Source organism: Micromonospora sp. U56, assembly GCF_018070095.1.
Taxonomy (GTDB): Bacteria; Actinomycetota; Actinomycetes; order Mycobacteriales; family Micromonosporaceae; genus Micromonospora; species Micromonospora purpureochromogenes.
Map to the genome: position 1 here is coordinate 26,004 of NZ_JAGPYL010000040.1, position 20,798 is coordinate 46,801.

Annotated in this window: 16 protein-coding genes and 2 pseudogenes; 6 read left to right on the top strand and 12 right to left on the bottom strand. The window is 73.3% G+C overall.

The annotated features are described in order from the left end of the window. Nucleotides 1-87: 87 nt before the first annotated feature. The gene (locus KBX37_RS15730) at nt 88-972 is read right to left on the bottom strand and encodes a hypothetical protein (protein WP_210776699.1); all 885 of its coding nucleotides are present in this window, start codon (nt 970-972) and stop codon (nt 88-90) included. A 322-nt stretch (nt 973-1,294) separates the two neighbouring features. Next, nucleotides 1,295-1,799, bottom strand: a pseudogene (locus tag KBX37_RS15735) (MarR family winged helix-turn-helix transcriptional regulator); the annotation flags it as partial. 174 nt (nt 1,800-1,973) lie between these two features. On the opposite strand from KBX37_RS15735, the pseudogene KBX37_RS15740 reads away from it, so the two are divergent. Next, nucleotides 1,974-4,099, top strand: a pseudogene (locus tag KBX37_RS15740) (efflux RND transporter permease subunit). Between the two features lie 154 nt (nt 4,100-4,253). On the opposite strand, the gene KBX37_RS15745 reads toward KBX37_RS15740, so the two are convergent. Further along, entirely contained in the window at nt 4,254-5,612 is a 1,359-nt protein-coding gene (locus tag KBX37_RS15745) for a DedA family protein (protein ID WP_210776700.1), read from the bottom strand. Between the two features lie 134 nt (nt 5,613-5,746). Here KBX37_RS15745 and typA point away from each other — a divergent pair, with 134 nt between their 5' ends. Then, the gene (gene typA / locus KBX37_RS15750) at nt 5,747-7,615 is read left to right on the top strand and encodes a translational GTPase TypA (RefSeq protein WP_210776701.1); all 1,869 of its coding nucleotides are present in this window, start codon (nt 5,747-5,749) and stop codon (nt 7,613-7,615) included. A gap of 82 nt (nt 7,616-7,697) precedes the next feature. On the opposite strand, the gene KBX37_RS15755 is transcribed toward typA, so the two are convergent. Next, nucleotides 7,698-8,372, bottom strand: coding sequence for a class I SAM-dependent methyltransferase (locus KBX37_RS15755; protein WP_210776702.1), 675 nt, complete (start codon nt 8,370-8,372; stop codon nt 7,698-7,700). A gap of 71 nt (nt 8,373-8,443) precedes the next feature. Here KBX37_RS15755 and KBX37_RS15760 point away from each other — a divergent pair, with 71 nt between their 5' ends. Further along, nucleotides 8,444-9,310 (top strand): serine hydrolase, encoded by an 867-nt coding sequence (locus KBX37_RS15760; RefSeq protein ID WP_210776703.1) that lies wholly within the window; start codon nt 8,444-8,446, stop codon nt 9,308-9,310. Between the two features lie 11 nt (nt 9,311-9,321). Here KBX37_RS15760 and KBX37_RS15765 read toward each other — a convergent pair whose 3' ends face one another. After that, nucleotides 9,322-10,119 (bottom strand): tyrosine-protein phosphatase, encoded by a 798-nt coding sequence (locus tag KBX37_RS15765; protein WP_210776704.1) that lies wholly within the window; start codon nt 10,117-10,119, stop codon nt 9,322-9,324. Between the two features lie 44 nt (nt 10,120-10,163). On the opposite strand from KBX37_RS15765, the gene KBX37_RS15770 reads away from it, so the two are divergent. Both KBX37_RS15770 and KBX37_RS15775 read left to right on the top strand, forming a co-directional pair. Further along, nucleotides 10,164-11,261 (top strand): mandelate racemase/muconate lactonizing enzyme family protein, encoded by a 1,098-nt coding sequence (locus tag KBX37_RS15770; protein WP_210776705.1) that lies wholly within the window; start codon nt 10,164-10,166, stop codon nt 11,259-11,261. A 57-nt stretch (nt 11,262-11,318) separates the two neighbouring features. Further along, on the top strand, nt 11,319-12,233 hold the full coding sequence (locus KBX37_RS15775) for a C40 family peptidase (RefSeq protein ID WP_210776706.1): 915 nt from the start codon (nt 11,319-11,321) through the stop codon (nt 12,231-12,233). Nucleotides 12,234-12,296: 63 nt separating this feature from the next. Here the strand turns inward: KBX37_RS15775 and KBX37_RS15780 are convergent, their stop codons facing one another. From KBX37_RS15780 to pnuC, 3 genes are all read right to left on the bottom strand, one after another. Next, nucleotides 12,297-13,295, bottom strand: a complete 999-nt coding sequence (locus tag KBX37_RS15780; RefSeq protein ID WP_210776707.1) for a TerC family protein — start codon at nt 13,293-13,295, stop codon at nt 12,297-12,299. A gap of 368 nt (nt 13,296-13,663) precedes the next feature. Further along, nucleotides 13,664-14,740 (bottom strand): AAA family ATPase, encoded by a 1,077-nt coding sequence (locus KBX37_RS15785; RefSeq protein WP_307849084.1) that lies wholly within the window; start codon nt 14,738-14,740, stop codon nt 13,664-13,666. Continuing rightward, nucleotides 14,737-15,390 (bottom strand): nicotinamide riboside transporter PnuC, encoded by a 654-nt coding sequence (pnuC, locus tag KBX37_RS15790; RefSeq protein WP_210776708.1) that lies wholly within the window; start codon nt 15,388-15,390, stop codon nt 14,737-14,739. Before pnuC ends, KBX37_RS15785 begins: the two co-directional genes overlap by 4 nt. A gap of 103 nt (nt 15,391-15,493) precedes the next feature. Between pnuC and KBX37_RS15795 the strand changes: the two genes are divergently transcribed. Beyond that, nucleotides 15,494-15,787 carry an antibiotic biosynthesis monooxygenase gene (locus KBX37_RS15795; protein WP_210776709.1) on the top strand — a complete coding sequence of 98 codons (294 nt, stop codon included), beginning with the start codon at nt 15,494-15,496 and terminating at the stop codon, nt 15,785-15,787. Nucleotides 15,788-15,973: 186 nt separating this feature from the next. On the opposite strand, the gene KBX37_RS15800 is transcribed toward KBX37_RS15795, so the two are convergent. The 4 genes from KBX37_RS15800 to uvrB all read right to left on the bottom strand — a co-directional run bounded on the left by KBX37_RS15800 (nt 15,974) and on the right by uvrB (nt 20,386). Next, entirely contained in the window at nt 15,974-16,897 is a 924-nt protein-coding gene (locus KBX37_RS15800) for a helix-turn-helix transcriptional regulator (RefSeq protein ID WP_210776710.1), read from the bottom strand. Nucleotides 16,898-17,024: 127 nt separating this feature from the next. Next, nucleotides 17,025-17,393, bottom strand: a complete 369-nt coding sequence (locus tag KBX37_RS15805) for a VOC family protein (protein ID WP_210776711.1) — start codon at nt 17,391-17,393, stop codon at nt 17,025-17,027. A 24-nt stretch (nt 17,394-17,417) separates the two neighbouring features. After that, complete coding sequence (locus tag KBX37_RS15810) at nt 17,418-18,266, bottom strand: AraC family transcriptional regulator (RefSeq protein WP_210776712.1); 849 nt, start codon at nt 18,264-18,266, stop codon at nt 17,418-17,420. An 11-nt stretch (nt 18,267-18,277) separates the two neighbouring features. After that, nucleotides 18,278-20,386: an excinuclease ABC subunit UvrB gene (uvrB, locus tag KBX37_RS15815; protein ID WP_210776713.1), complete on the bottom strand. Its 2,109-nt coding sequence runs from the start codon at nt 20,384-20,386 to the stop codon at nt 18,278-18,280. Between the last annotated feature and the right edge of the window lie 412 nt (nt 20,387-20,798).

A 20,798-nucleotide genomic window follows, 5' to 3' on the forward strand; every position in this document is an offset into this window, starting at 1 on the left:
TCCGTGCCGGTGGCGGCGGTCGGGTCGGCCGCCGCCACTGCGCGTCCCCCGGACCGGTCCGACGCGACCGGCCGGTGTCCGGCCTGCTCAAGCGACCATGCGTCGGGCGAGTTCGTCGGCGACCTGTTTGGCGATGGTCGGCGGAATCGCCGCGGCGATCTTCTCCGGCGTGAGGCCGGCCAGGACACCCTGGACGATCGCCGCCTCGTCGGTGAAGTCCTTGTTGCCGAGTGCGGTCAGCGCCGTCTGCAGCGCGGTGAGTTGCGCGCCGAGCGACTTCAGGGTCGGGTGCTGGACGACGAACGCGGGGTCCGTGTGGTCCTCGCCCAACGCCATCCGGGTGTAGATCTGGCCGACCGGGTTACGTCCGTCCAGCACGGTCAGGTTGCGGTGGACGGTCTGCAGCCAGTTGTGCTCTTCGGGGGTCATGTCGTCGTCCTCCAGGAGTCCGATGGTGGTGAGGTAGCGCCGGAACAGCGGTCGCTGGTCCCGGTTCGCCTTCGTGGAGTCGCGGAAGTAGCTGAAGTGGGTGTGGTACAGGTGCGAGTCGTCGCCGCTGCTGCGCCTGCCCAGCCGGTCCCACCGGCGGACGACCCTCCCGTCCGGTGAGTAGATGATCTCGCGCAGGTCGCGGCTGTCCGGCGTGTTCGCCACGCACTGGGCGACACACCAGGTGGAGAACGTGTGCAGGTTGTGCGTCCGGCCGCCGGAACGGACCTCGAAGATGCCGACGTCCATCGCGGAGGCGTACAGGGTGAGCCCGGTCGAGTCCCGGGTGGACTCGACCACCGAGTAGTCGTTGGTCACCACCCGGTCGGAGCCGCAGTGGTAGCCGCCACGATGTGCGGGATCGCCGACGATGCCGACCTCACCGGGTTCGAGGTCGTCGTCGCGAGACGTGTCGGGGTCGATGTTGAGGTTGTCGAGCAACAGGCGGCGGGCGGCCAGCAGATTGGCCGGAGCCGTTGTCATGGGATCCCCCTTCCGTAGGTCAGGGGCCGGGCACGACAGTGACACCGCGTGGCGGTGTACGGATGCGGGAGCGAGCCCGACCGGGAGATGCACTTCGTCGGGCGTTTGCTGAACGATAACCGGACGAACGGACAAACGCCCAGCTCAAACGGCCTCTCTTCAGATGGGACGAAGCTGTGAGCCGGCTGAGACGGCCGGGGCCGTGGCACGTCGTGCCACCCGCGCCGCCACCCGACATGGACTGAAGTCCACAACGGAGAGTGACCGCCGGACGGCGGGCGCGCGGAACCCTCGGCCGCAAGCCTCGCCCGGGTGCCGGCTCAGCTCGTCGGGCGGCGGGCCGACTCGGCCCGGACGGCGTCCCGGTGCGCCCGCATGGAGTCGACCATGGTCGCCATGAAACGGTGCACGATCTCCAGCTCCTCGTCGCTGAAGCGGGCCATCACCTCGTCGGTGCGCCGGCCGAGCGGGCCGAAGAAACTCATCGCCAGCGCGGCGCCCTGGTCGGCGTAGTGCAGGAAGACCTTGCGCCGATCGGCCGTGTCCCGGTCGCGGCGGATGTGCCCGGCCCGCTCCAGCCGGTCGATCAGTGCGGTCACCGAGCCGGAGGAGAGGTTGAGCTGCTCTCCCAGCCGCCCGGGGGTGATCGGGTCGCCGGTCAGTTCCGCGTCCATGACGGCGATCAGGGCGTGCAGGTCGGTGGGGTTGAGCCCGTGCAGGCCGGCGAACGCGTGCCCGATGTGCTGCGCGTCCACCGAGTACCGCCGCAGGTCGTTGGTGATTTCGGCGACCAGCTGGCTGCGTCGGTCGTCCCGCCGTCGATACATGCCGTGCGCTGCCACGTCTGGTCGTTCCCCCTGTCGGACCGCCGCCCGGGTGCAGCATAGAGCAGCCCTCGACAATCTCGCTTGTCAAGATACTCGACAACTTGCACCAATGCTCTCGCTCGACAAGACTCTTGACAGACGAGATTTCGAGTCGAAGGACCGTGAGGGCATCCGATGTCTGTGTTCACCCGCGTCGCCCGCGGCCGGCTGGCCGCCTGGCTCACCGTGGTAGCCGCGCTCGTCGTCGGCGCGGCGGTCTTCGGGCTGCCGAAGCCCGCCAATCCCGACCCGGTCTCCGCCACCGGCCTGTCCGTCGAGTGGCAGTCGACCCAGGTCGAGCGCCTGCAGGACCAACTGCCCGCCAGCGACACCCAGCCGGCGATCGTGGTGCTCAACCGCGTCGACGGCGGGGCGCTCACCGAGGCCGACCGCGCCGCGCTGACCGCGCGCTCGGGCGAACTGGCCCGGTTGGCCGTCGGCGGCCGGATCAGCCCGCCGCAGGTCGCCCCGGACGGCACGGTGGCGCTGGTCGCCGTACCGCTGTCCACCGCCGGTGGTCAGGAACAGGTCGGGCGGACGGTGGACCAGCTCCGCGCCGCCCTGGCCGGCCTGCCCGACGGGCTCGCCGTGCAGGTCACCGGCGGGCCGGCCTTCACCGCCGATCTCACCAAGGTCTTCGAGGGCGCCGACACCACGCTGCTCCTGGTCACCGCAGCCGTGGTCGCCCTGCTGCTGCTGATCACCTACCGCAGCCCGTTCCTGTGGATCGTGCCGCTGGTCGTCGTCGCGGCGACCGAGCAGCTCACCCTGCGCGCCCTCGACACGATCGTCCCGGCGCTCGGCATCAACATGCCCGGCGGTGCCGTCACCGGCATCGCCAGCGTGCTGGTCTTCGGCGCCGCCACCGACTACGCGCTGCTGATCATCGCGCGGTACCGCGAGGAACTGCGTCGCAAGGAGGACCGCTTCGTCGCCATGCGCGCCGCCCTGCGCCGCACCGCCGAGCCGATCCTGGCCAGCGGCATCACCGTGGTCCTGGGCGTGCTCACCCTGCTGCTGTCCGAGCAGGAGCTCAACCGGGCCCTCGCGGTGGCCTGCGCCACCGGTGTGGTCTTCGCCATGCTCTCCGCGCTCTTCGTCCTCCCCGCCGCGCTGGTGATCTTCGGCCGGGGGCTGTTCTGGCCGTTCGTCCCGCGGGCCGGCAGCGCGGCGCGGGAGGGCCGGCTGTGGGGCCGGCTCGGCGCCGTCGTCGTCCGTCGGCCGGCACCCGTCGCCCTCCTCGCCACGCTGCTGCTCGCCGGCTTGGCGCTCGGTGGGCTCGGCATCCGCACCGGCCTGTCCGAGACCGAGCAGTTCCGGGTGAAGCCCGAGGCCGTCGCCGGCGCCGAGACGCTGGCGAAGGCGTTCCCGGCCGGAACCACCCAGCCGGTCGCCGTGCTCACCACTCCCTCGGCCGCACCGGCCGTCACGGCCGCCGCGGCGGCCGTCCCCGGCGTCGCCTCCGCCCGGCCCGGCGAGTCCGGCGGCGGCATCGCCCAGGTCGACGTCGTGCTGGCGGCCGAGCCGGGCACCGCCGCCTCCGACCGGGCGATCGAGGCGCTGCGGGACGCGGTCGCCCGGTCCCCCACTCCGCCCCGGCCGCGGTCGACGGCGCGGACGAGTTCTCCGGGGCGGTGGTCGGCGGTCCGGTGGCCGCCACCTACGACTCGACCGAGGCCGACGGGAAGGACCTGCGGCTGATCCTGCCGATCATCCTCCTGCTCGTCGGCGCCGTGCTGGTGCTGCTGCTGCGGGGCCTGGTCGCCCCGGTGCTGCTGGTGCTCACCGTGATCGCGTCGTTCTTCGCCAGCCTCGGCGCGGCGTGGCTGCTCTTCGACCACGTCCTCGGGTTCCCGGCGCTGGACAGCGGGGTCCTGCTGATCGCGTTCGTGTTCCTGGTGGCGCTCGGCGTGGACTACAACATCTTCCTGGTCACCCGGGCCCGGGAGGACGCCCGCAGCGCGGGCACCCGGGACGGCATGCTCTCCGCGCTCCGGGTCACCGGCGGGGTCATCACCAGCGCCGGCATCCTGCTCGCCGCGGTCTTCGCCGTCCTCGGCGTCCTGCCGCTGATCACGCTGACCCAGGTCGGGATCATCGTCTGCATCGGTGTGCTGCTCGACACCCTGCTGGTGCGCACGGTCCTCGTCCCGGCGCTGGCCTTCCTGCTGGGCGACCGGTTCTGGGCGCCGGGCCGCATCCACCGCGATCCCGCGCCCGACGCGCCGGCGGAGCCGGAGCCCGTCGCCGCACGGCACTGACCGGTCCGGGGCCGGGGCGCGCGGCGCGTCCCGGCCCCGGACCGGTCGGGGCGGTTGCTGGTCGCCGGCCCGCGCGGTGCGCACCGACCGGGAGTCACCCCACCCCGGCGTCGCCGCCGTCACGAGGCACCGGGCCGGCGGGAGCGGGGCGCGGCTATCGGGACAGTGGGGCGCCGGTGGCGCGTACCGCCCGGTCCCGGGTGGCCCAGGCGACCACGAACACCGCCGTCCAGGCCACCCCGAGCAGCACCGAGGTGACCGTCCCGCTGGCCGTGCTCCAGCCCAGGTAGAGGCGGGCCCCGCCGAGCACGGCGATGCCGGCCGCCGCCGCCGTGCAGGCGGCCACCGCCACCGGCCAGCGGGCGTCGCGGGAGACCAGCCAGGCGAGCGTGCAGAGGCTCGCGGCGACCACCGCGTTCTGCGTCGGGAACATGACAGCCGCCCGGGCCGACGGGGTGGCGTCGGCGACCACCGCCAGCACCACCAGCGGCAGGAAGGCCCCGACCGTGCCGAAGACACTGAGCAGGTCCGCCCGCCAGGGCCGGTGCCGCCAGGCGAGCACCCCGGCCACCACCGCCACCAGCACGATCAGGAACGACCCCCGCAGCACGGAGACCGTGGTCAGGGCGGCCTGCATCGCGCCCGGGGTACGGCGGTGGGCGAACCAGTCCGCGATCGCGCCGTCGACCACGGCCAGCCCGCTGAAGCGGACCACCGCCTCCAGCAGCCAGGCGACGGCGAACCCGGCCGCCGACAGCAGCAGCAGGCCGGCGCCGAGGTTGAGCAGCAGCGCCCAGCCCGGCCCGAGGTGCATGGCGATCAGGAAGAAGAGGATGCCGTACCGGCCGGTGACCCAACGCACAGTCGGCAGGGCGGCGGCCCGGGTCAGCAGCGCCCGCGCCGGGTCGGGATGGCGTCCCAGCCACCGCCCGGCCAGCACGATCGCGGCCAGCACGGCCAGCAGCACCAGCACCACCCCGGTGGCCCGGCCCAGCAGCCGGGAGACCGTCTCGTACGACTCGCCGGCCAGGTAGCCCAGCAGCACCGAGCCGCCCACCCAGGTCGTCACCCCGGCCAGGTTCCACGGCGCGAACCGCCGGTACGGCAGGCCGGCCGCACCGGCCAGCCGGGGCACCAGGGTGCGGGCGAAGGCGATCCACCGGGCCGTTAACACCCCCCGCCCGCCCAGCCGCCCCAGCAGCGCGTCGGCCCGGGCCCACCGCTCGGGCCCCACCCGGGTGCCCAGCCCGCTGGCGCGCAGCCGGGGGCCGTACCGGCGGCCGGACCGGAAGGCGAGTGTGTCTCCCATCACCGCCGCACCTGTCATGACGAGCAGCGCGGGAACAAGCTGAAGCGTCCCCGCGTAGGCTAAGAAGCCGACCAGCAACAGGGTCGCCTCGCCCGGCACCAGCAGACCGAAGATCACCGCGGTCTCCCCCGCGACGATTGTCGCGGCGATCACATAGATCAGCAGGGACGGCAGGCCCTGCAGCGAGGTCAGCAGGTCATGCATCCGGTCCCCATGAACACGGGGGTCAGCATGCCAGCCGCGCGAATGGTCGGAACAGCAGTTCCGGCACAGATCCGGGCCATCTGGGGGTGACCCCGACACGTGCCCCGGCAACCGTAGACAGGAGTATGGAGGGTATGCAGCTTCGCACCGACCTCCGCAACGTCGCCATCATCGCCCACGTCGACCACGGCAAGACGACCTTGGTCGACGCCATGTTGCGGCAGGCCGGCGCCTACGGCGCCCGCGGCGAGGTAACCGAGCGGGTCATGGACTCGATGGACCTCGAACGGGAAAAGGGCATCACCATCCTCGCCAAGAACACCGGCGTGCGGTACATGCCGGCGGACGGCTCCGACCCGGTCACCATCAACATCATCGACACCCCCGGCCACGCCGACTTCGGCGGCGAGGTGGAGCGCGGCCTCACCATGGTCGACGGGGTCGTCCTGCTGGTCGACGCCAGCGAGGGCCCGCTGCCGCAGACCCGGTTCGTGCTCCGCAAGGCGCTCAAGGCCCGCATGCCGATCATCCTGGTGATCAACAAGGTGGACCGCCCGGACGCCCGGATCAAGGAGGTCGTGGACGACACCTACGAGCTCTTCCTGGACCTGGACGCCGACGAGGAGCAGATCGACTTCCCGATCATCTACGCCTGCGCCCGCGACGGCATCGCCTCGCTGACCCAGCCGGCCGACGGCTCGGTGCCGGACGACAGCAGCTCCCTGGAGCCGCTGTTCCGCACCCTGCTGGACACCATCCCGGCGCCCGCGTACGAGGACGGTGCGCCGCTGCAGGCGCACGTCACCAACCTCGACGCCTCCCCGTTCCTCGGCCGGCTGGCGCTGTGCCGGGTCCGGCAGGGCACCATCAGCAAGGGCCAGTCGGTCTCCTGGTGCCGCGCCGACGGCAGCACCCAGCGGGTGCGCATCTCGGAGCTGCTGATGACCGAGGGCCTGGAGCGCAAGCCGGCCGACTCGGCGGGCCCGGGCGACATCATCGCGGTCGCCGGCATCCCGGAGATCATGATCGGTGAGACCCTGGCGGACGCGGAGAACCCGATCCCGCTGCCGCTGATCACCGTCGACGAGCCGGCCATCTCGATGACCATCGGCACCAACACCTCGCCGCTGGTCGGCCGGGTCAAGGGCGCCAAGGTCACCGCCCGGATGGTCAAGGACCGGCTCGACAAGGAGCTGGTCGGCAACGTGTCGCTGCGGGTGCTGCCGACCGAGCGGCCGGACGCCTGGGAGGTGCAGGGCCGTGGTGAGCTGGCGCTGGCCATCCTGGTCGAGCAGATGCGCCGGGAGAACTACGAGCTGACCGTCGGCAAGCCGCAGGTGGTCACCCGGGAGATCGACGGCAAGATCTGCGAGCCGGTCGAGCGGCTGACCATCGACGCCCCGGAGGAGTACCTGGGTGCGATCACCCAGCTGCTGGCCACTCGTAAGGGTCGGATGGAGCAGCTGGTCAACCACGGCACCGGCTGGATCCGGATGGAGTGGCTGGTCCCGGCGCGCGGCCTGATCGGCTTCCGCACCGAGTTCCTCACCGACACCCGGGGCACCGGCATCCTGCACCACGTGTTCGAGTCGTACGAGCCGTGGTTCGGCGAGCTGCGGACCCGGCAGAACGGTTCGCTGGTCGCGGACCGGGCCGGCGCCGTCACCTCGTTCGCCATGATCAACCTCCAGGAGCGCGGACAGCTCTTCGTCGAGCCGACCACCGAGGTGTACGAGGGCATGATCGTCGGGGAGAACTCCCGCTCCGACGACATGGACGTCAACATCACCAAGGAGAAGAAGCTCACCAACATGCGGGCGTCGACCTCCGACGAGACCGAGAAGCTGATCCCGCCGCGCAAGCTCTCCCTGGAGCAGGCGCTGGAGTTCTGCCGCGAGGACGAGTGCGTCGAGGTCACTCCGAGCGCGGTCCGGATCCGCAAGGTGGTGCTGGACCAGCAGCTGCGCGGCCGCGCCGCCGCCCGCCGCAAGCACGCCGGCTGACCCACCGCCCGGCACACCACCGGAGCCCGGACCGCCCCTGCGGTCCGGGCTCCGCCCGTTCCCGCTCCGCACCGGCCGTCGGTCACGACCGGACCGGTTTGACGGCGAGCAGGGCGAAGAGGTCCGGCACCGGGCCGGACCCGGACTCGGTGGTCCGGGTCAGCGTGAGGCCCGCGGCGGTGACCGCGTTGAGCAGGTCGGCCAGGGGTACGTGCCAGGCGCCGACCCGGGCCCGCACCCCGTGCGTCGACCAGACCCCCCGGAAGCTGCGTTCCCGCTCGGCGTAGCCGCCGTCGACGACGATCCGCCCGGGGTCCGACCGGTCGGCGAACGGGCCGATGAAGCACGGATGCACGCCGACGTGGACGAAGCGCCCGCCGGGCGCCAGCACCCGGGCCGCCTCGGCGATCACCGCCGGATAGTCGGGCACGTCGGTGTGCGCGAGCACGCAGGCCACCGCCGGCAGCGCCGAGTCGGCGACCGGCAGCGCGGCGGCGTCGCCCCGGGTCACCGGCAGCCGGGCGCGGGCGTGCCGGAGCTGCCCGCCGGAGAGGTCGACGCCGACCGGCTCCCAGCCCGACCGGCGCAGCTCGGCGGCGTGCGCGCCGGTGCCGCAGCACAGGTCGAGGCAGCGGCCCGGGCCGGGGCCGAGCAGGTCGGCGAGCTGCCGGCGGACCCGGGTCATGTAGTCGGCGGCGGTGTCGGCGGCGAACTGTTCGTACCAGTCGGCGTGGGCGTCGTACGCGGCAACCGTCATGTCGGCACGGTAGGCGCCGGGGCCGGGGTCGCGCTGTCCCGCGCCGGGGAAGATCGGCTACGGTCACCGGCATGACCTGGGATGATCTCGACGCGCGGCTGGAGCGGGTGCCCGGCACCGTCTCGGCGTACGTGGGGCGGCTGGGCGCGGAGCCGACCTGGACCCGCCGGCCCGACGCCACCCACTACGCGGCCAGCACGATGAAGGTCGCGGTGCTGCTCGCGCTGCACCGGGCCGCCGAGGCGGGCGAGCTGGACCTGGACGCGCCGATCCCGGTGGTCAACGGGTTCGACTCGGCGCAGCCCGGGACGCCCCGCTTCTCCTGCGCCCAGCGCTACGACAACGACGACGCGGTGTGGGCGCGGGTGGGCGGGAGCGCCCCGCTGCGCTGGCTCGCCGACCGGATGATCACCCGGTCCAGCAACCTGGCCACGAACATCGTGCTCGGCCGGGTGGGCCTGCCGGCGGTGGCGCGCGCCTGGGCGCTGGCCGGGGCCCGGCACAGCGTCACCGGCCGGGGCATCGAGGACTTCGCCGCCCGGGACGCGGGCATCACCAACCTGGTCACCGCCGCCGACCTTGCGGCGCTGCTCGGCGGGCTGGTGACCGGGGCCACCCGCCCGGGGCCGCTGGCCTCCCCGACGGCCTGCGCGGCGATGACAGACGTGCTGCTGGCCCAGGAACACCGCGAGGACCTGGCCGCCGGGCTGCCCGAGGGCACCCGGATCGCGCACAAGAACGGCTGGGTACGGGGCGTCCGGCACGGCGCCGGCGTGGTCCTGCCGGACGACGCCCCGCCGTACGTGATCGTCGTCTGCACCACCACCGACCTCGCCGACGGCAGCGCGACCGGCGAAGAGGTCGAGGACGACGCCTGCCGGCTGATCGCGGAGGTCTCGGCGGCGGTCTGGGCGGCCCGGCACGACCTGGCCGGCTGAGCCCGGACGGGTCACTCCAGCAGGTTGTCCCGCAGCGCGTCGCGCACCTCGTCGGTGACGCCCAGCCCGTCGCGCAGGTACGCGTCGAACGAGCCGTGCACCCGGCGCACCTCCTCGTAGGCGGCGTCCAGGTACTCCGGGCGCACCTCCAGCACCGGGCGCACCGTCTCCGGGTCCAGGGCCGGTTGCCGCCCCACCATCGCCTCCAGCAGCACCTCGCGCAGGCTCACGGTCAGCTCGTTGTGGCACAGGTAGTCGGCGCGGATCGCCGCGGGGTCCACGTCCAACGCGGTGAGCAGCAGCACCGCCAGCCAGCCGGTGCGGTCCTTGCCGGCCGAGCAGTGGAACAGCAGCGGCAGGTTGTCCGCGTCCGCCGCCAGCCGCAGCGCCGTGCCGAACCCCGCCCGGGCCGCCTCCCCGGTGACGAACCAGCGGTAGATCGCCGCCATCGCCGCCGGGGTGCCCTCCCGGGCCAGCTCGTCGTACGCCTCCAGGTCGTGGCCGAGCAGCAGCGCCGAGACGTACGTGAAGACCGGGTGCGCCGGGTCGAGGACCGGCAGGTGCACCACCCGGGGCTCCCCCACCAGCCGGTCCGCCGGGGCGACCACCATCTCGGAGGCGTCCCGCAGGTCCACCACGCAGGCCGGGGCGAGCTTGCCCAGCACCGGCAGGTCGGCGTCGGTCAGCCGGCCCAGCGCCGGGGTGCGGATCAACCTCCCGGCGCGCACCCGACGCCCGTCGGCGGTGGGCAGCCCGCCCAGATCACGCGCGTTCGGCGCGCCCACCAGCTCCCAGTCCCGCCTGCTCATTCGGCCTCCCCCTGCGCTGCCCGTCTCCATATAGGGTGCCGCACATGACGATCGCCGCGGTACGCACCCACCGGCTTTCCGCCCCCCTGCACACCCCGTTCGTCACCGCGCTGCGCCGCACCACCACCGTGGACACCCTGGTGGTCGAGGTGATCGACTCCGACGGGCGGTCCGGCTTCGGCGAGGCGCCCCAGGTCTGGAAGGTGACCGGCGCCTCGGTCGCCGGCGCCGAGGCGTGCGTACGCGACATGCTGGCCCCCGCGGTCGCCGGCCGGGACGCCGACGACCTGGTGGCCCGCTGCGCCGAGGTGCGCACGGCGGTGACCGGGAACGAGTCGGCCAAGGCGGCGCTCGACGTCGCGCTGCACGACCTGGCGGCCCGGCGGCTCGGCGTACCCCTGGTGCGGCTGCTCGGCGGCACGGCGCTGCGCGTCCCGACGGACGTCACGCTGGCCGCGGGCGACGCGGTGGAGCTGGCGGCGGCGGCCAAGCAGCGCCGCGCCGAGGGTTTCGACGTGCTCAAGCTCAAGGTCGGCACGGACGCGGCGACCGACCTGGACCGGGTCCGCGCGGTGCGGGCGTCGGTGGGCCCCGGGATGCGGATCCGGCTGGACGCCAACCAGGGCTGGACCCCGCGCGAGGCGGTGCGGGTGATCCGGGGCATCGTCGACGCCGGGCTCGACGTCGAGCTGGTCGAGCAGCCCGTGTCCCGGTGGGACCTGGACGGCCTGGCCTGGGTCAGCGACCGGGTGGACGTGCCGATCCTGGCCGACGAGTCGGTCTTCGGCGTCCGCGACCTGGTCGAGGTCATCCGCCGCCGGGCGGCCGACATGGTCAACGTCAAGCTGGCCAAGTGCGGCGGCCTGCACACCGCCCGCACCCTGCTCGACCTGGCCCGCGCCCACGACATGGGCACCATCGTCGGTTCCATGATGGAGAGCGCGGTCGGCATCGGGGCGGCCGCCAGCCTGGTCGCCGCATACCGCACCACGGCCGTGTCGGACCTGGACGCCGCCTGGTGGCTCGCCTGGTCGCCGGTGCGGGGCGGGGTCCGGTACGACGGCGCCACCGTCGTGCTGCCGGACGCGCCCGGGCTGGGCATCACCTCCGTCGCTGAAGCAAAAGTGCAACCCCGCAGTTGATGATCGTTGGTTTCTTTCATAGGCTCGGCTAGGCGCCCGCTCGAACCGGAGGTCGACGTGAAGCTGCAACCGGGCCGCGAGGCCGTCGTCCGGGTCGCCGTCGCGACGCTCTGGGCCACCCCCGAGGCGGTACGCCCCGTCGACCGCCCCGCCCTCGCCCCGCGCACCGACATCCCGGCCTGGGTCGCCGGGATGGACACCGACCAGCGGGTCGGCGAGTGCGTGCTGAGCCAGCTGCTGCTCGGCGAGCGGGTGCTGGTCACCGAGCTGCGCCCGGACGGCTGGGCCCGCGTGGTCGCCGTCGAGCAGCCCGCGGCGGAACTCGACCCGCGCGGCTATCCCGGCTGGCTGCCCACCGCCCACCTGGCCCCCGCCGATCCGGCCGCCCCCGCCGGTGAGCCGCTGGTGGTCGACGCCGGCGTCACCGCCCTGCACGCCGCGCCCAACGGCCCGGTGGTCGTGCCCGGCGTCGTCCTCGGCACCCGACTGATCCCGGCCGACGGCCCGGTCGACGGGTGGCGTCCGGTGCACGCCTCCGGCCACCCGGGACCGCTGTGGATTCCCGAGGCGGACGTGGTCCCGCTGCCCACCGGCCAACCGGAGCCCGGCGAGGTGCTGGCCGTCGCGGAGCGCCTGCGCGACGTGGTCTACATCTGGGGCGGGGTCTCCAGCCACGGCATCGACTGCTCCGGCCTGGTGCACCTGGCCTGGCGCCGGTTCGGGGTGACCCTGCCCCGCGACGCCGACGACCAGGCCGAGGCCACCGCGCCGGTGCCGCTGGGCGAGGAGCACCCCGGCGACCTGTACTTCTTCGCCCGCCCCGGGCGCCCGATCCACCACGTCGGCATCGTCACCGCCGAACCCGGCGGCGACCGCCGGATGCTGCACGCCTGCTACCGGCAACGGCGGGTGCTGGAGGAGCAGCTCCCCGCCGACCGGGCCGCCACCCTGGTCGCCGTCCGCCGGGTCTGACCCGTACGCGAAAGGGGCACCCCGGCGAACGGGGTGCCCCTTTTCCGCGTACGCGGGTGCGGCTCAGCGCCGCGCGTCCGCCAGCTCGCGGCGCCGGTCCCGGGACGACTTGACCAGGCTGGCGGCGGTGGCCGCGGCGAGGGTGCCGAGGATGACCGTCAGGGAGAGCCAGATCGGGATGTGCGGGGCCCACCCGACGTGCTCCCCGCCGTTGATGAACGGCAGGTTGTTGTCGGCCAGGGCCTCCAGCACCAGCTTGACGCCGATGAAGCCGAGCACCACCGCCAGGCCGTAGCTGAGGTAGATCAGCCGGTCCAGCAGGCCGCCGAGCAGGAAGTAGAGCTGCCGCAGCCCCATCAGCGCGAAGACGTTCGCGGTGAAGACCAGGTACGGCTCCTGGGTGATGCCGAAGATCGCCGGGATCGAGTCCAGCGCGAAGATCAGGTCGGTGGTGCCGATGGCGATCATCACGATCAGCATCGGGGTGAACAGTCGCCGGCCGGCCTGGTGCGTGGTCAGCTTCGCGCCGTCGTAGTCCTTGGAGATCGGCAACGCCTTGCGGCTCCACCGGATCAGCAGGTTCTCGCTGAACTCGTCCTCGTCCGGCTCGCCCTGCCGGGCGAGGTTCACCGCGGTGTAGATCAGGAACGCGCCGAAGATGTAGAAGACCCAGGAGAACTGGGAGATCAGCGCCGCGCCGGCGGCGATGAACCCGCCCCGCATGACCAGGGCCAGCACGATGCCGACGAGCAGCACCTTCTGCTGGTACGGCCGGGGCACCCCGAACCGGGCCATGATGATCACAAAGACGAAGAGGTTGTCGACCGAGAGGCTGTACTCGGTGAGCCAGCCGGTGTAGAACTGGCCGGCCGCGCTCGCCCCTGAGGTGAGCCAGAGCCCGGCACCGAAGATCAGGGCCAGGGCCACGTAGAAGCCGACCCAGAGGCTCGACTCCCGGACACTGGGTTCGTGCGGTCGTCGACCGACGATGAGAAGGTCGACGAGCAGGACCGCCGTCATCGCGACGAGGGTCCCGGCCCACACCACTCCGGACACGTTCAATTCATTCCTCCGGCAGACACGCGACGTCGGGCACACCGTAACGCCGGTTGGCGGCGAGACGAGCAGCGACGCGGACTCTGGTGACTGTCGGAGGTCTCTTCCGTCAGCGCCCCGCGGGCGGGGCGATGACCGACGGTGCCGGGTCGGGCCGCCGGGTTCGGCGGTCGACCGTGCTGACGACTCCGTCGCGGGGGAATACTCCCCTCCTCGCGGGCCATTCTTCCCCATCCCGGCCGGCCACCGCATCTCCAGGTACCTGGATTGCCGGCAGTATCACCTTCCGGCACGATCCGTGGCACACTCCCTACGCCGTCCTAGGAGGCTAGGTGCCATCGGAGGGTCGGCGCGGCCGGCGGTGGATCCGCTGCTCAGCCGGGTGGCAGCAGCGGATCGGCGAGCGACCAGCCGGCGGCCAGCAGCGCGTCGCAGGCCGCCACCGCCCGGGCCAGCCGCTCCGGGTGCGGCCCGGTGAGTTCGATCACCGGCACCCCGCAGCCGGCCAGCTCGGCCCGGAACCGCTCGGTCATCCAGGCCCGCAGGTGCGCGCCGTCGCGCAGCCCGTCGTCGGAGAACGGCACCCCGACGTGGTCGGTCAGCAGGTAGAGCGCCGGCCGGCGGGCCGCCGCCCGGACCGGCTCCGACGCCGAGCCCAGGTAACGCTCCTCCCACACCGCGGTCGCCCGGGCGTCGGTGTCGCAGACCAGCAGCGGGCCGCTGGACCGGGCGGCGGCGTCCTCCGCCGCCTGCTGGGCGCGGACCACCTCGACGAAGTCCTCCCGGTCCCAGGTGACGTCGAAGACCGTCGCCGCCGGCCGACCGGCGCGCAGCCGGGCCAGCTTGCGGGCGGTCAGCTCCCGGCCGTACTCCGGCACCCAGGCCGTGCCGTAGTGCGCGGCGAGGGCGCCGGCCATCGTGGTGGTGCCGGTGGACTCCGCCCCGACCACCACCACCCGCCGGACGAACCAGGCCCGCACCGCCGGGCTCAGCCGGTCCCAGTGCGCGGCCGGGTCCGCCCGCACCGCCGTGCCGGAGACCGGCACGACCCGCCGGTCCGGGTCCACGCAGACCGCCGTGGCGTCGAACCGCCGGGCCAGTTCCCCGCCGTACGCCTCGGAGGAGAACACCGCGTCCACCGGGCGCCCGCCGAGCGCGGCGGAGAAGACCGCGCAGTGCGCGTCCCAGGCCGCCGGGTCGGCGTAGTCCACCGGGTGGTCGTCGTAGCGGCCGACGAACCGGACCCAGGGGGTGTGCGCGTGCGCCTCGCGCAGCCAGTCCAGCCGCAGCTCGAGCGGGATGGACTCCCGGCGCGACGGCGCGACCACCACGGTCACCGCCGCGCAGCGGCCGGCGGCGGCCTCGATCAGGGCATGGTGCCCGGCGTGCGGCGGGTAGAACTTGCCGACCACCATGCCGTGCCGGAACTCCGGCCGGGGCGGGCCGCTCACGCGGTCGCGGGGGCCGGACCGGGCGGCACCAGGGTCGGGGTGCCGGCCGCGCGCAGGTCGGCCCGCCAGGCCCGCAACCCGAGCACGCAGAGCGCCAGGAAGACCAGGTAGAGCGCGCCGGTGAGCCAGAGCCCCTTGTACGCGTAGAGCGGGATGTAGACCAGGTCGGCCATGATCCAGAGCCACCAGCTCTCCACCAGCTTGCGGGTCTGCCCGTAGGTGGCCAGCAGCGACAGCGCGGTGGTGAACGCGTCGGCCAGCGGCACGGTGGAGTCGGTGGCCCGGTCCAGCAACGCCCACAGCCCGCCGGTGAGCAGCACCCCGGCAACCGCCAGCCCGGCCCACTCCCGGCCGCTCGTCCGGCTGACCGCGAGCCGGCTGCGCCGCTCGCCGCCGAAGAGCCAGTGGTACCAGCCGTAGAGGCCGAGCAGCACGTAGACGACCTGGAGGCCGGCGTCGGCGTACAGGCCGGCGGTCCAGAACAGCACCATCAGCAGCAGCACGTTGGCGATGCCCACCGGCCAGTTCACGATGTGCTGCCGGGCGACCAGCCAGACGTTGAGCACGCCGGTGGCGAAGCCGAGCAGCTCCGCCCAGGTCGTCCCGACGTCCCCGACGGTGAACGCCACCGTGGTCAACCAGTCCAGCATGATCCGCCCCTCCCCTGGCCCGAGCGATCACCCTAGGGCCGGGGCGGCCGGCGGAGAAGACCCCTCCGTCCGGTTCCACCGCCGGGCGTGCGAGGCTTCGGTCATGGTGCTTGAGGTCGCGCTCATCGACGTACTGCCCGGACACGAGGACGAGTTCGCCGCCGCCTACGCGCAGGCGCACGGGATCATCACGGCCGTCGAGGGCTGCCGGTCGGCCCGGATGACCCGGGGCATCGAGACCGCGACCCGGTTCGTGCTGCTGGTCGAGTGGGACTCGGTCGAGGCGCACGAGCAGAACTTCCGGGGCACCGAGGCGTTCGACAAGTGGCGGGCGCTGATCGGCCCGCACTTCGCCGGCCCGCCCCGGGTCGAGCACTTCGTCGACGTCCCGGCCTGATCCGGCGGATCCACACCCGTCATTGTCGTACCCCCCGGTTACCGTGCGACGCACGCGCGGCACACCGGCCCCGACGCGTTCGGGGGTGCCGGGTCCGGTGGCCGCGCGGCGTCCTGCCGGCCTACCGCTGACCGGCCAGGTGACCGACCCGGCGGACGGCTTCCGGCGGCACCGCCGAGCGCCCGTTCACCCGCCGGCCGGCTGACCCGCCGGCTCCCCCTCGGCACCGCCGGGGCGCGCGCCGTTGGCGACCTCGCCGGCCCGGTCGCGCAGCAGCGCGGCGGTCTCCTCCGCGCTCAACGCCACCGCCGACAGCCAGCCGGTCATCCGCTCGTAGCGGGCCACGTCGGCGTCGGTCACCAGCCGCACGTCGTTGGTGAGCGTCTCCAGCATGACGGTGCGCGGGTCGGCCGGGTCGGGGAAGGAGTAGCAGGAGTAGGCGGTCAGCGCGTGCACCGCCCCGGGCGGGGCGGCGGTGCGGGGCACCACCCGGATCGTCACGTTCGGCAGGTCGGCCAGGGCGAGCAGGTGCGCCAACTGCTCCTGCCAGATCTCGGCCGGGACGCCGGCCGGGTCGCAGACCCGTTCGTCCAGCAGGCCGGTGTAGTGCGGCGGGTCGGGGCGGCGCAGCACCTCCTGGCGGGCCAGCCGCGCCCGCACGTCGGCCTCCACGTCGACGTCCGGGTGCAGCAGCCGGCCGGCGAGGACCCGCAGGCGGGCGTACCCGGGGGCCTGGAGCAGACCGGGTACGACGGCCAGCTGGTACTCGACGATGGCCGCCGCCCCCGCCTCCAGTTCGGCGTACGTGCGCTGCCGCTCGTGCATCTCGCCGAGCGCCTTCCACCAGCCGCGGCTGGTCGCGGCGTCCCGGGCGATGACGATCAGCGCCTCCCGCTGCGGCGACGGCACCTGGTAGACGTCCAGCAGGTCGAGCACGTCGGCGAGGTCGGGCCGGCTCTGCCCCAGCTCGATGCGGGACAGCTTCGACGTGGAGGCCCAGCCCAGCAGCCCACACACCTGTTCCAGGGTGAGCGCCTCCCGTCTGCGCAGCTGGCGCAACTCGGCGCCGAGGCGCGCACGGCGAATGACAGGACTCGATGACAACGGCATCCCGGCCTCCCCACGACGGAGGGTACGCAGGACCGTCACCCAGGGCAATACCTCGCTTGCGCACCGCAACCGCCCGGCGACGCCCCCGTCGGGTGTGCCCCCCGCGCCGCCGGGCGGAGCGCACCGGTCAGGGCCGGTACGTGCCGAACGACCAGACGTTGCCGGCGATGTCGCGGGCGGTGTAGTCGCGGGAGCCGTAGTCGGTGTCGAAGGGCTTCCGGACGATCTCCGCGCCGGCCGCCGCGGCCCGGCCGTGATGGGCGTCGACGTCGTCGACCGCCACGTAGACGACGTAGTCGTCGTCGGCCGGCCGGACCCGCGGACCGCTCCCGGTGGCCAGCATGATCAGATCGCCGCCGTAGCCGAGTTGGGCGTGCGCGACGGACCCGTCGGGCGCGTCGTGCACCTCGTGGACCTGGAAGTCGAAAGCCGCGCAGAGCCAGTCGATCGCGGCACGGGCGTCGGGATACCGGAAGACCGGGTAGATGCTTCGCATGGCCCGAGTCTGCCGCCGGCCCGGTCAGCCGGGATTGGACGAAAGCGATCCGGAGCGCGCCAGCGTGGCCAGCGTCGTACCGGCGAACTCGCGGAAGTCCCGGATCAGGTGCGACTGGTCGTAGTACCCGCAGCGCGTGGCCAGCTCCGCCCAGCCGCCCGGCCCCACGGAGGCATCGGCGCCCGGCCGTGGGACGAGTTCGCGGGCCAGCGTCGCGTACGCCCGGCCGAAGCGCAGCAGCCGGGCGGTTGCCTTGGGCGTCAGCCCCAGCTCCGCGCCGAACCGGACGGCGAGGTGCCGGCTGCTCCAGCCCAGCTCGTCGGCGAGGTCACCGACGCCGATCCGGCCGCCGGTGCCGGCGAGCCGGCGCCACGCCCGGCCCAGCGTCGGATCGAGCGGGGCGGAGCCGGCCAGCCGCGCGCCGAGCGCCGCGTCGAGCAGGGCGAAGCGGCGCGGCCAGTCCGGCGCGTCGGCCAGCCGGCAGCGCAGCCTGTCCAGCCACCGGTCCGGCAGGTCGCCGACCGGCACGGCCCGGTTGGCCAGCTCGCCCAGCGGCAGGCCGAGGACCCGGCGGGCCGCCGGTGGGGTGAGCACCAACTGCACGCCGAGCCCCACACCCAGGGTCGAGGTGATGCAGTAGCGATCGAAGGGCCCGGCGACGAAGGAGTCCACCCCGTACACCCCGCGCCCGGACGCCCGCGGGTCGACGACGTCGAGCGGGGCGCCCCAGCCGAGCACCAGCACCACGAAGGCGCCGGCCACCTCGCGGCGGACCAGCGGCAGCGGGGCGGACTCGCGGTAGCCGAGGTACCGGTCGACGAACGGGCGCAGGCGGGGGTCGGGCAGACCGACGCAGGCCTCGATCCCGCCCATCCCCCGCTCCCCTACTTCACGCCCGCGGCGTCCATCCCGCGCAGTTCCTTCTTGAGGTCGGCGACCTCGTCCCGGATCCGGGCGGCCAGCTCGAACTGCAGCTCCCGGGCGGCGGCCAGCATCTGGTCGTTGAGCTCCTGGATGAGCTGCGCCAGATCGGCGCGGGCCATCCCCTCCCGGGACGGGCCGGCCGCGCCACCCCGACTGCGGCTGCGGGTCTCCTTGACCGGAGCCTTGCCCCGGGAGAGCTGGCGCACCGCCCCGCCGACCCGGCTGTTCTCGGTGTCCTCCGCCTCGCGGTAGATGTCGTCGAGGATGTCGTGGATCTTCTTGCGCAGCGGCTCCGGGCTGATGCCGTGCGCCTCGTTGTGCGCGATCTGCTTGGCCCGGCGCCGGTCGGTCTCGTCGATCGCGGCCGCCATCGACGGAGTGATCTTGTCGGCGTACATGTGCACCTGGCCGGAGACGTTACGGGCGGCGCGGCCGATGGTCTGGATCAGCGACCGGCCGCTGCGCAGAAATCCCTCCTTGTCGGCGTCGAGGATCGCGACCAGGGACACCTCGGGCAGGTCGAGGCCCTCCCGGAGCAGGTTGATGCCGACCAGCACGTCGTACTCGCCCTTGCGCAGCTCGCGCAGCAGCTCGACCCGGCGCAGCGTGTCCACCTCGGAGTGCAGGTAGCGCACCCGGATGCCGTTCTCCAGCAGGTAGTCGGAGAGATCCTCGGCCATCTTCTTGGTCAACGTGGTGACCAGCACCCGCTCGTCGCGCTCGGTACGCAGCTTGATCTCGTGCATCAGGTCGTCGATCTGCCCCTTGGTGGGCTTGATCACGACCTCCGGGTCGACCAGCCCGGTCGGGCGGATCACCTGCTCGACGAACTCGCCCTGCGCCTGTTCCAGCTCCCACGGACCGGGGGTGGCGGAGAGGTAGACCATCTGGCCGACCCGCTCCAGGAACTCGTCGAAGCGCAGCGGCCGGTTGTCGGCGGCGCTGGGCAGCCGGAAGCCGTGGTCGATCAGCATCCGCTTGCGGGACGCGTCGCCCTCGTACATGCCGCCGATCTGCGGGATGGTCACGTGCGACTCGTCGACGACGGTGAGGAAGTCGTCGGGGAAGTAGTCGAGCAGGCAGTGCGGCGGGCTGCCGGGCAGCCGCCCGTCCATGTGCATGGAGTAGTTCTCGATGCCGGAGCAGAAGCCGACCTGGCGCATCATCTCGATGTCGTAGGTGGTGCGCATCCGCAGCCGCTGCGCCTCCAGCAGCTTGCCCTGCCGCTCCAGCTCGGCCAGCCGCTCGCCCAGCTCGGTTTCGATGTCGCGGATCGCCCGCTCCATCCGCTCCGGGCCGGCCGCGTAGTGGGTGGCCGGGAAGATGACCAGCTGGTCGACCTCGCGGACCACGTCGCCGGTCAGCGGGTTGAGGTAGTAGAGCTTCTCCACCTCGTCACCGAACAGCTCGATCCGGACCGCCAGCTCCTCGTACGCCGGGATGATCTCCAGGGTGTCGCCGCGGACGCGGAAGGTGCCCCGCTGGAAGGCCATGTCGTTGCGGGTGTACTGGATGTCGACCAGGCGACGCAGCAGCTGGTCCCGGTCGAGCTCCTGCCCCACGGCGACCCGGACCGCGCGGTCCAGGTATTCCTCCGGGGTGCCCAGGCCGTAGATGGCGGAGACCGTGGCGACCACGATCACGTCCCGGCGGGTGAGCAGCGACATGGTTGCCGAGTGGCGCAGCCGCTCGACCTCCTCGTTGATCGACGAGTCCTTCTCGATGTAGGTGTCGGTCTGCGGAATGTACGCCTCGGGCTGGTAGTAGTCGTAGTAGGAGACGAAGTACTCCACCGCGTTGTGCGGGAGCAGCTCGCTGAACTCCTTGGCCAGCTGGGCGCAGAGCGTCTTGTTGGGCGCGAGCACCAGGGTGGGGCGTTGCAGCCGCTCGACGAGCCAGGCCGTGGTGGCGCTCTTACCGGTGCCGGTCGCGCCGAGCAGCACCGTGTTGCGGTCGCCGCGCCGGACCCGACGCTCAAGGTCGTCGATGGCAGCCGGCTGGTCGCCGGCCGGCTGGAACTCGCTGACGACCTGGAAGCGGCCGTCGAGCCGGGGAATGTCGAGCGCCATGACACCAACGGTACGCCGAGGGTCCGACACTCCGTCGCGACTACGGGCGGTCCGTGATCGGCTTCGATATTCCCATTGTGGGCCACATCCCACCGCGCTAGCCTGAACACCGTAGGCCGCTCGCGGCGGCCGACCGGGCAGGTGGCCGGGCCCTCACTGGGCTCCCGCCCCCGGCACAGGAGGGTCGCAGCACCCGGACATCGCCGGCGTGCGCACCCGACGTGGTCGCGCCCATGGCGCAGACCGGCCGCCGCGAGCGCCCCTGCCGCGGCACCGTCTTCCTCGTCACCCTCGCCGCCGCCGGGCGTTCAACCACTCGTGGAGACCTCCCCCGACCGGCCGCCGCCCCCGTCCACCCCGACGGGTCCGCCCCCCGACATCCCGGTCGCCGCGCGGCCGCCCACGCGTACCC

What these genes read in the sequence shown, in the direction of transcription:
- KBX37_RS15745 (WP_210776700.1), bottom strand. Translation starts at nt 5,612, where the DNA reads ATGCATGACCTGCTGACCTCGCTGCAGGGCCTGCCGTCCCTGCTGATC.
- KBX37_RS15795 (WP_210776709.1), top strand. Translation starts at nt 15,494, where the DNA reads ATGGTGCTTGAGGTCGCGCTCATCGACGTACTGCCCGGACACGAGGAC.
- KBX37_RS15755 (WP_210776702.1), bottom strand. Translation starts at nt 8,372, where the DNA reads ATGACGGTTGCCGCGTACGACGCCCACGCCGACTGGTACGAACAGTTC.
- KBX37_RS15730 (WP_210776699.1), bottom strand. Translation starts at nt 972, where the DNA reads ATGACAACGGCTCCGGCCAATCTGCTGGCCGCCCGCCGCCTGTTGCTC.
- KBX37_RS15765 (WP_210776704.1), bottom strand. Translation starts at nt 10,119, where the DNA reads ATGAGCAGGCGGGACTGGGAGCTGGTGGGCGCGCCGAACGCGCGTGAT.
- typA (WP_210776701.1), top strand. Translation starts at nt 5,747, where the DNA reads ATGCAGCTTCGCACCGACCTCCGCAACGTCGCCATCATCGCCCACGTC.
- KBX37_RS15800 (WP_210776710.1), bottom strand. Translation starts at nt 16,897, where the DNA reads ATGCCGTTGTCATCGAGTCCTGTCATTCGCCGTGCGCGCCTCGGCGCC.
- KBX37_RS15760 (WP_210776703.1), top strand. Translation starts at nt 8,444, where the DNA reads ATGACCTGGGATGATCTCGACGCGCGGCTGGAGCGGGTGCCCGGCACC.
- pnuC (WP_210776708.1), bottom strand. Translation starts at nt 15,390, where the DNA reads ATGCTGGACTGGTTGACCACGGTGGCGTTCACCGTCGGGGACGTCGGG.
- KBX37_RS15770 (WP_210776705.1), top strand. Translation starts at nt 10,164, where the DNA reads ATGACGATCGCCGCGGTACGCACCCACCGGCTTTCCGCCCCCCTGCAC.
- KBX37_RS15805 (WP_210776711.1), bottom strand. Translation starts at nt 17,393, where the DNA reads ATGCGAAGCATCTACCCGGTCTTCCGGTATCCCGACGCCCGTGCCGCG.
- uvrB (WP_210776713.1), bottom strand. Translation starts at nt 20,386, where the DNA reads ATGGCGCTCGACATTCCCCGGCTCGACGGCCGCTTCCAGGTCGTCAGC.
- KBX37_RS15810 (WP_210776712.1), bottom strand. Translation starts at nt 18,266, where the DNA reads ATGGGCGGGATCGAGGCCTGCGTCGGTCTGCCCGACCCCCGCCTGCGC.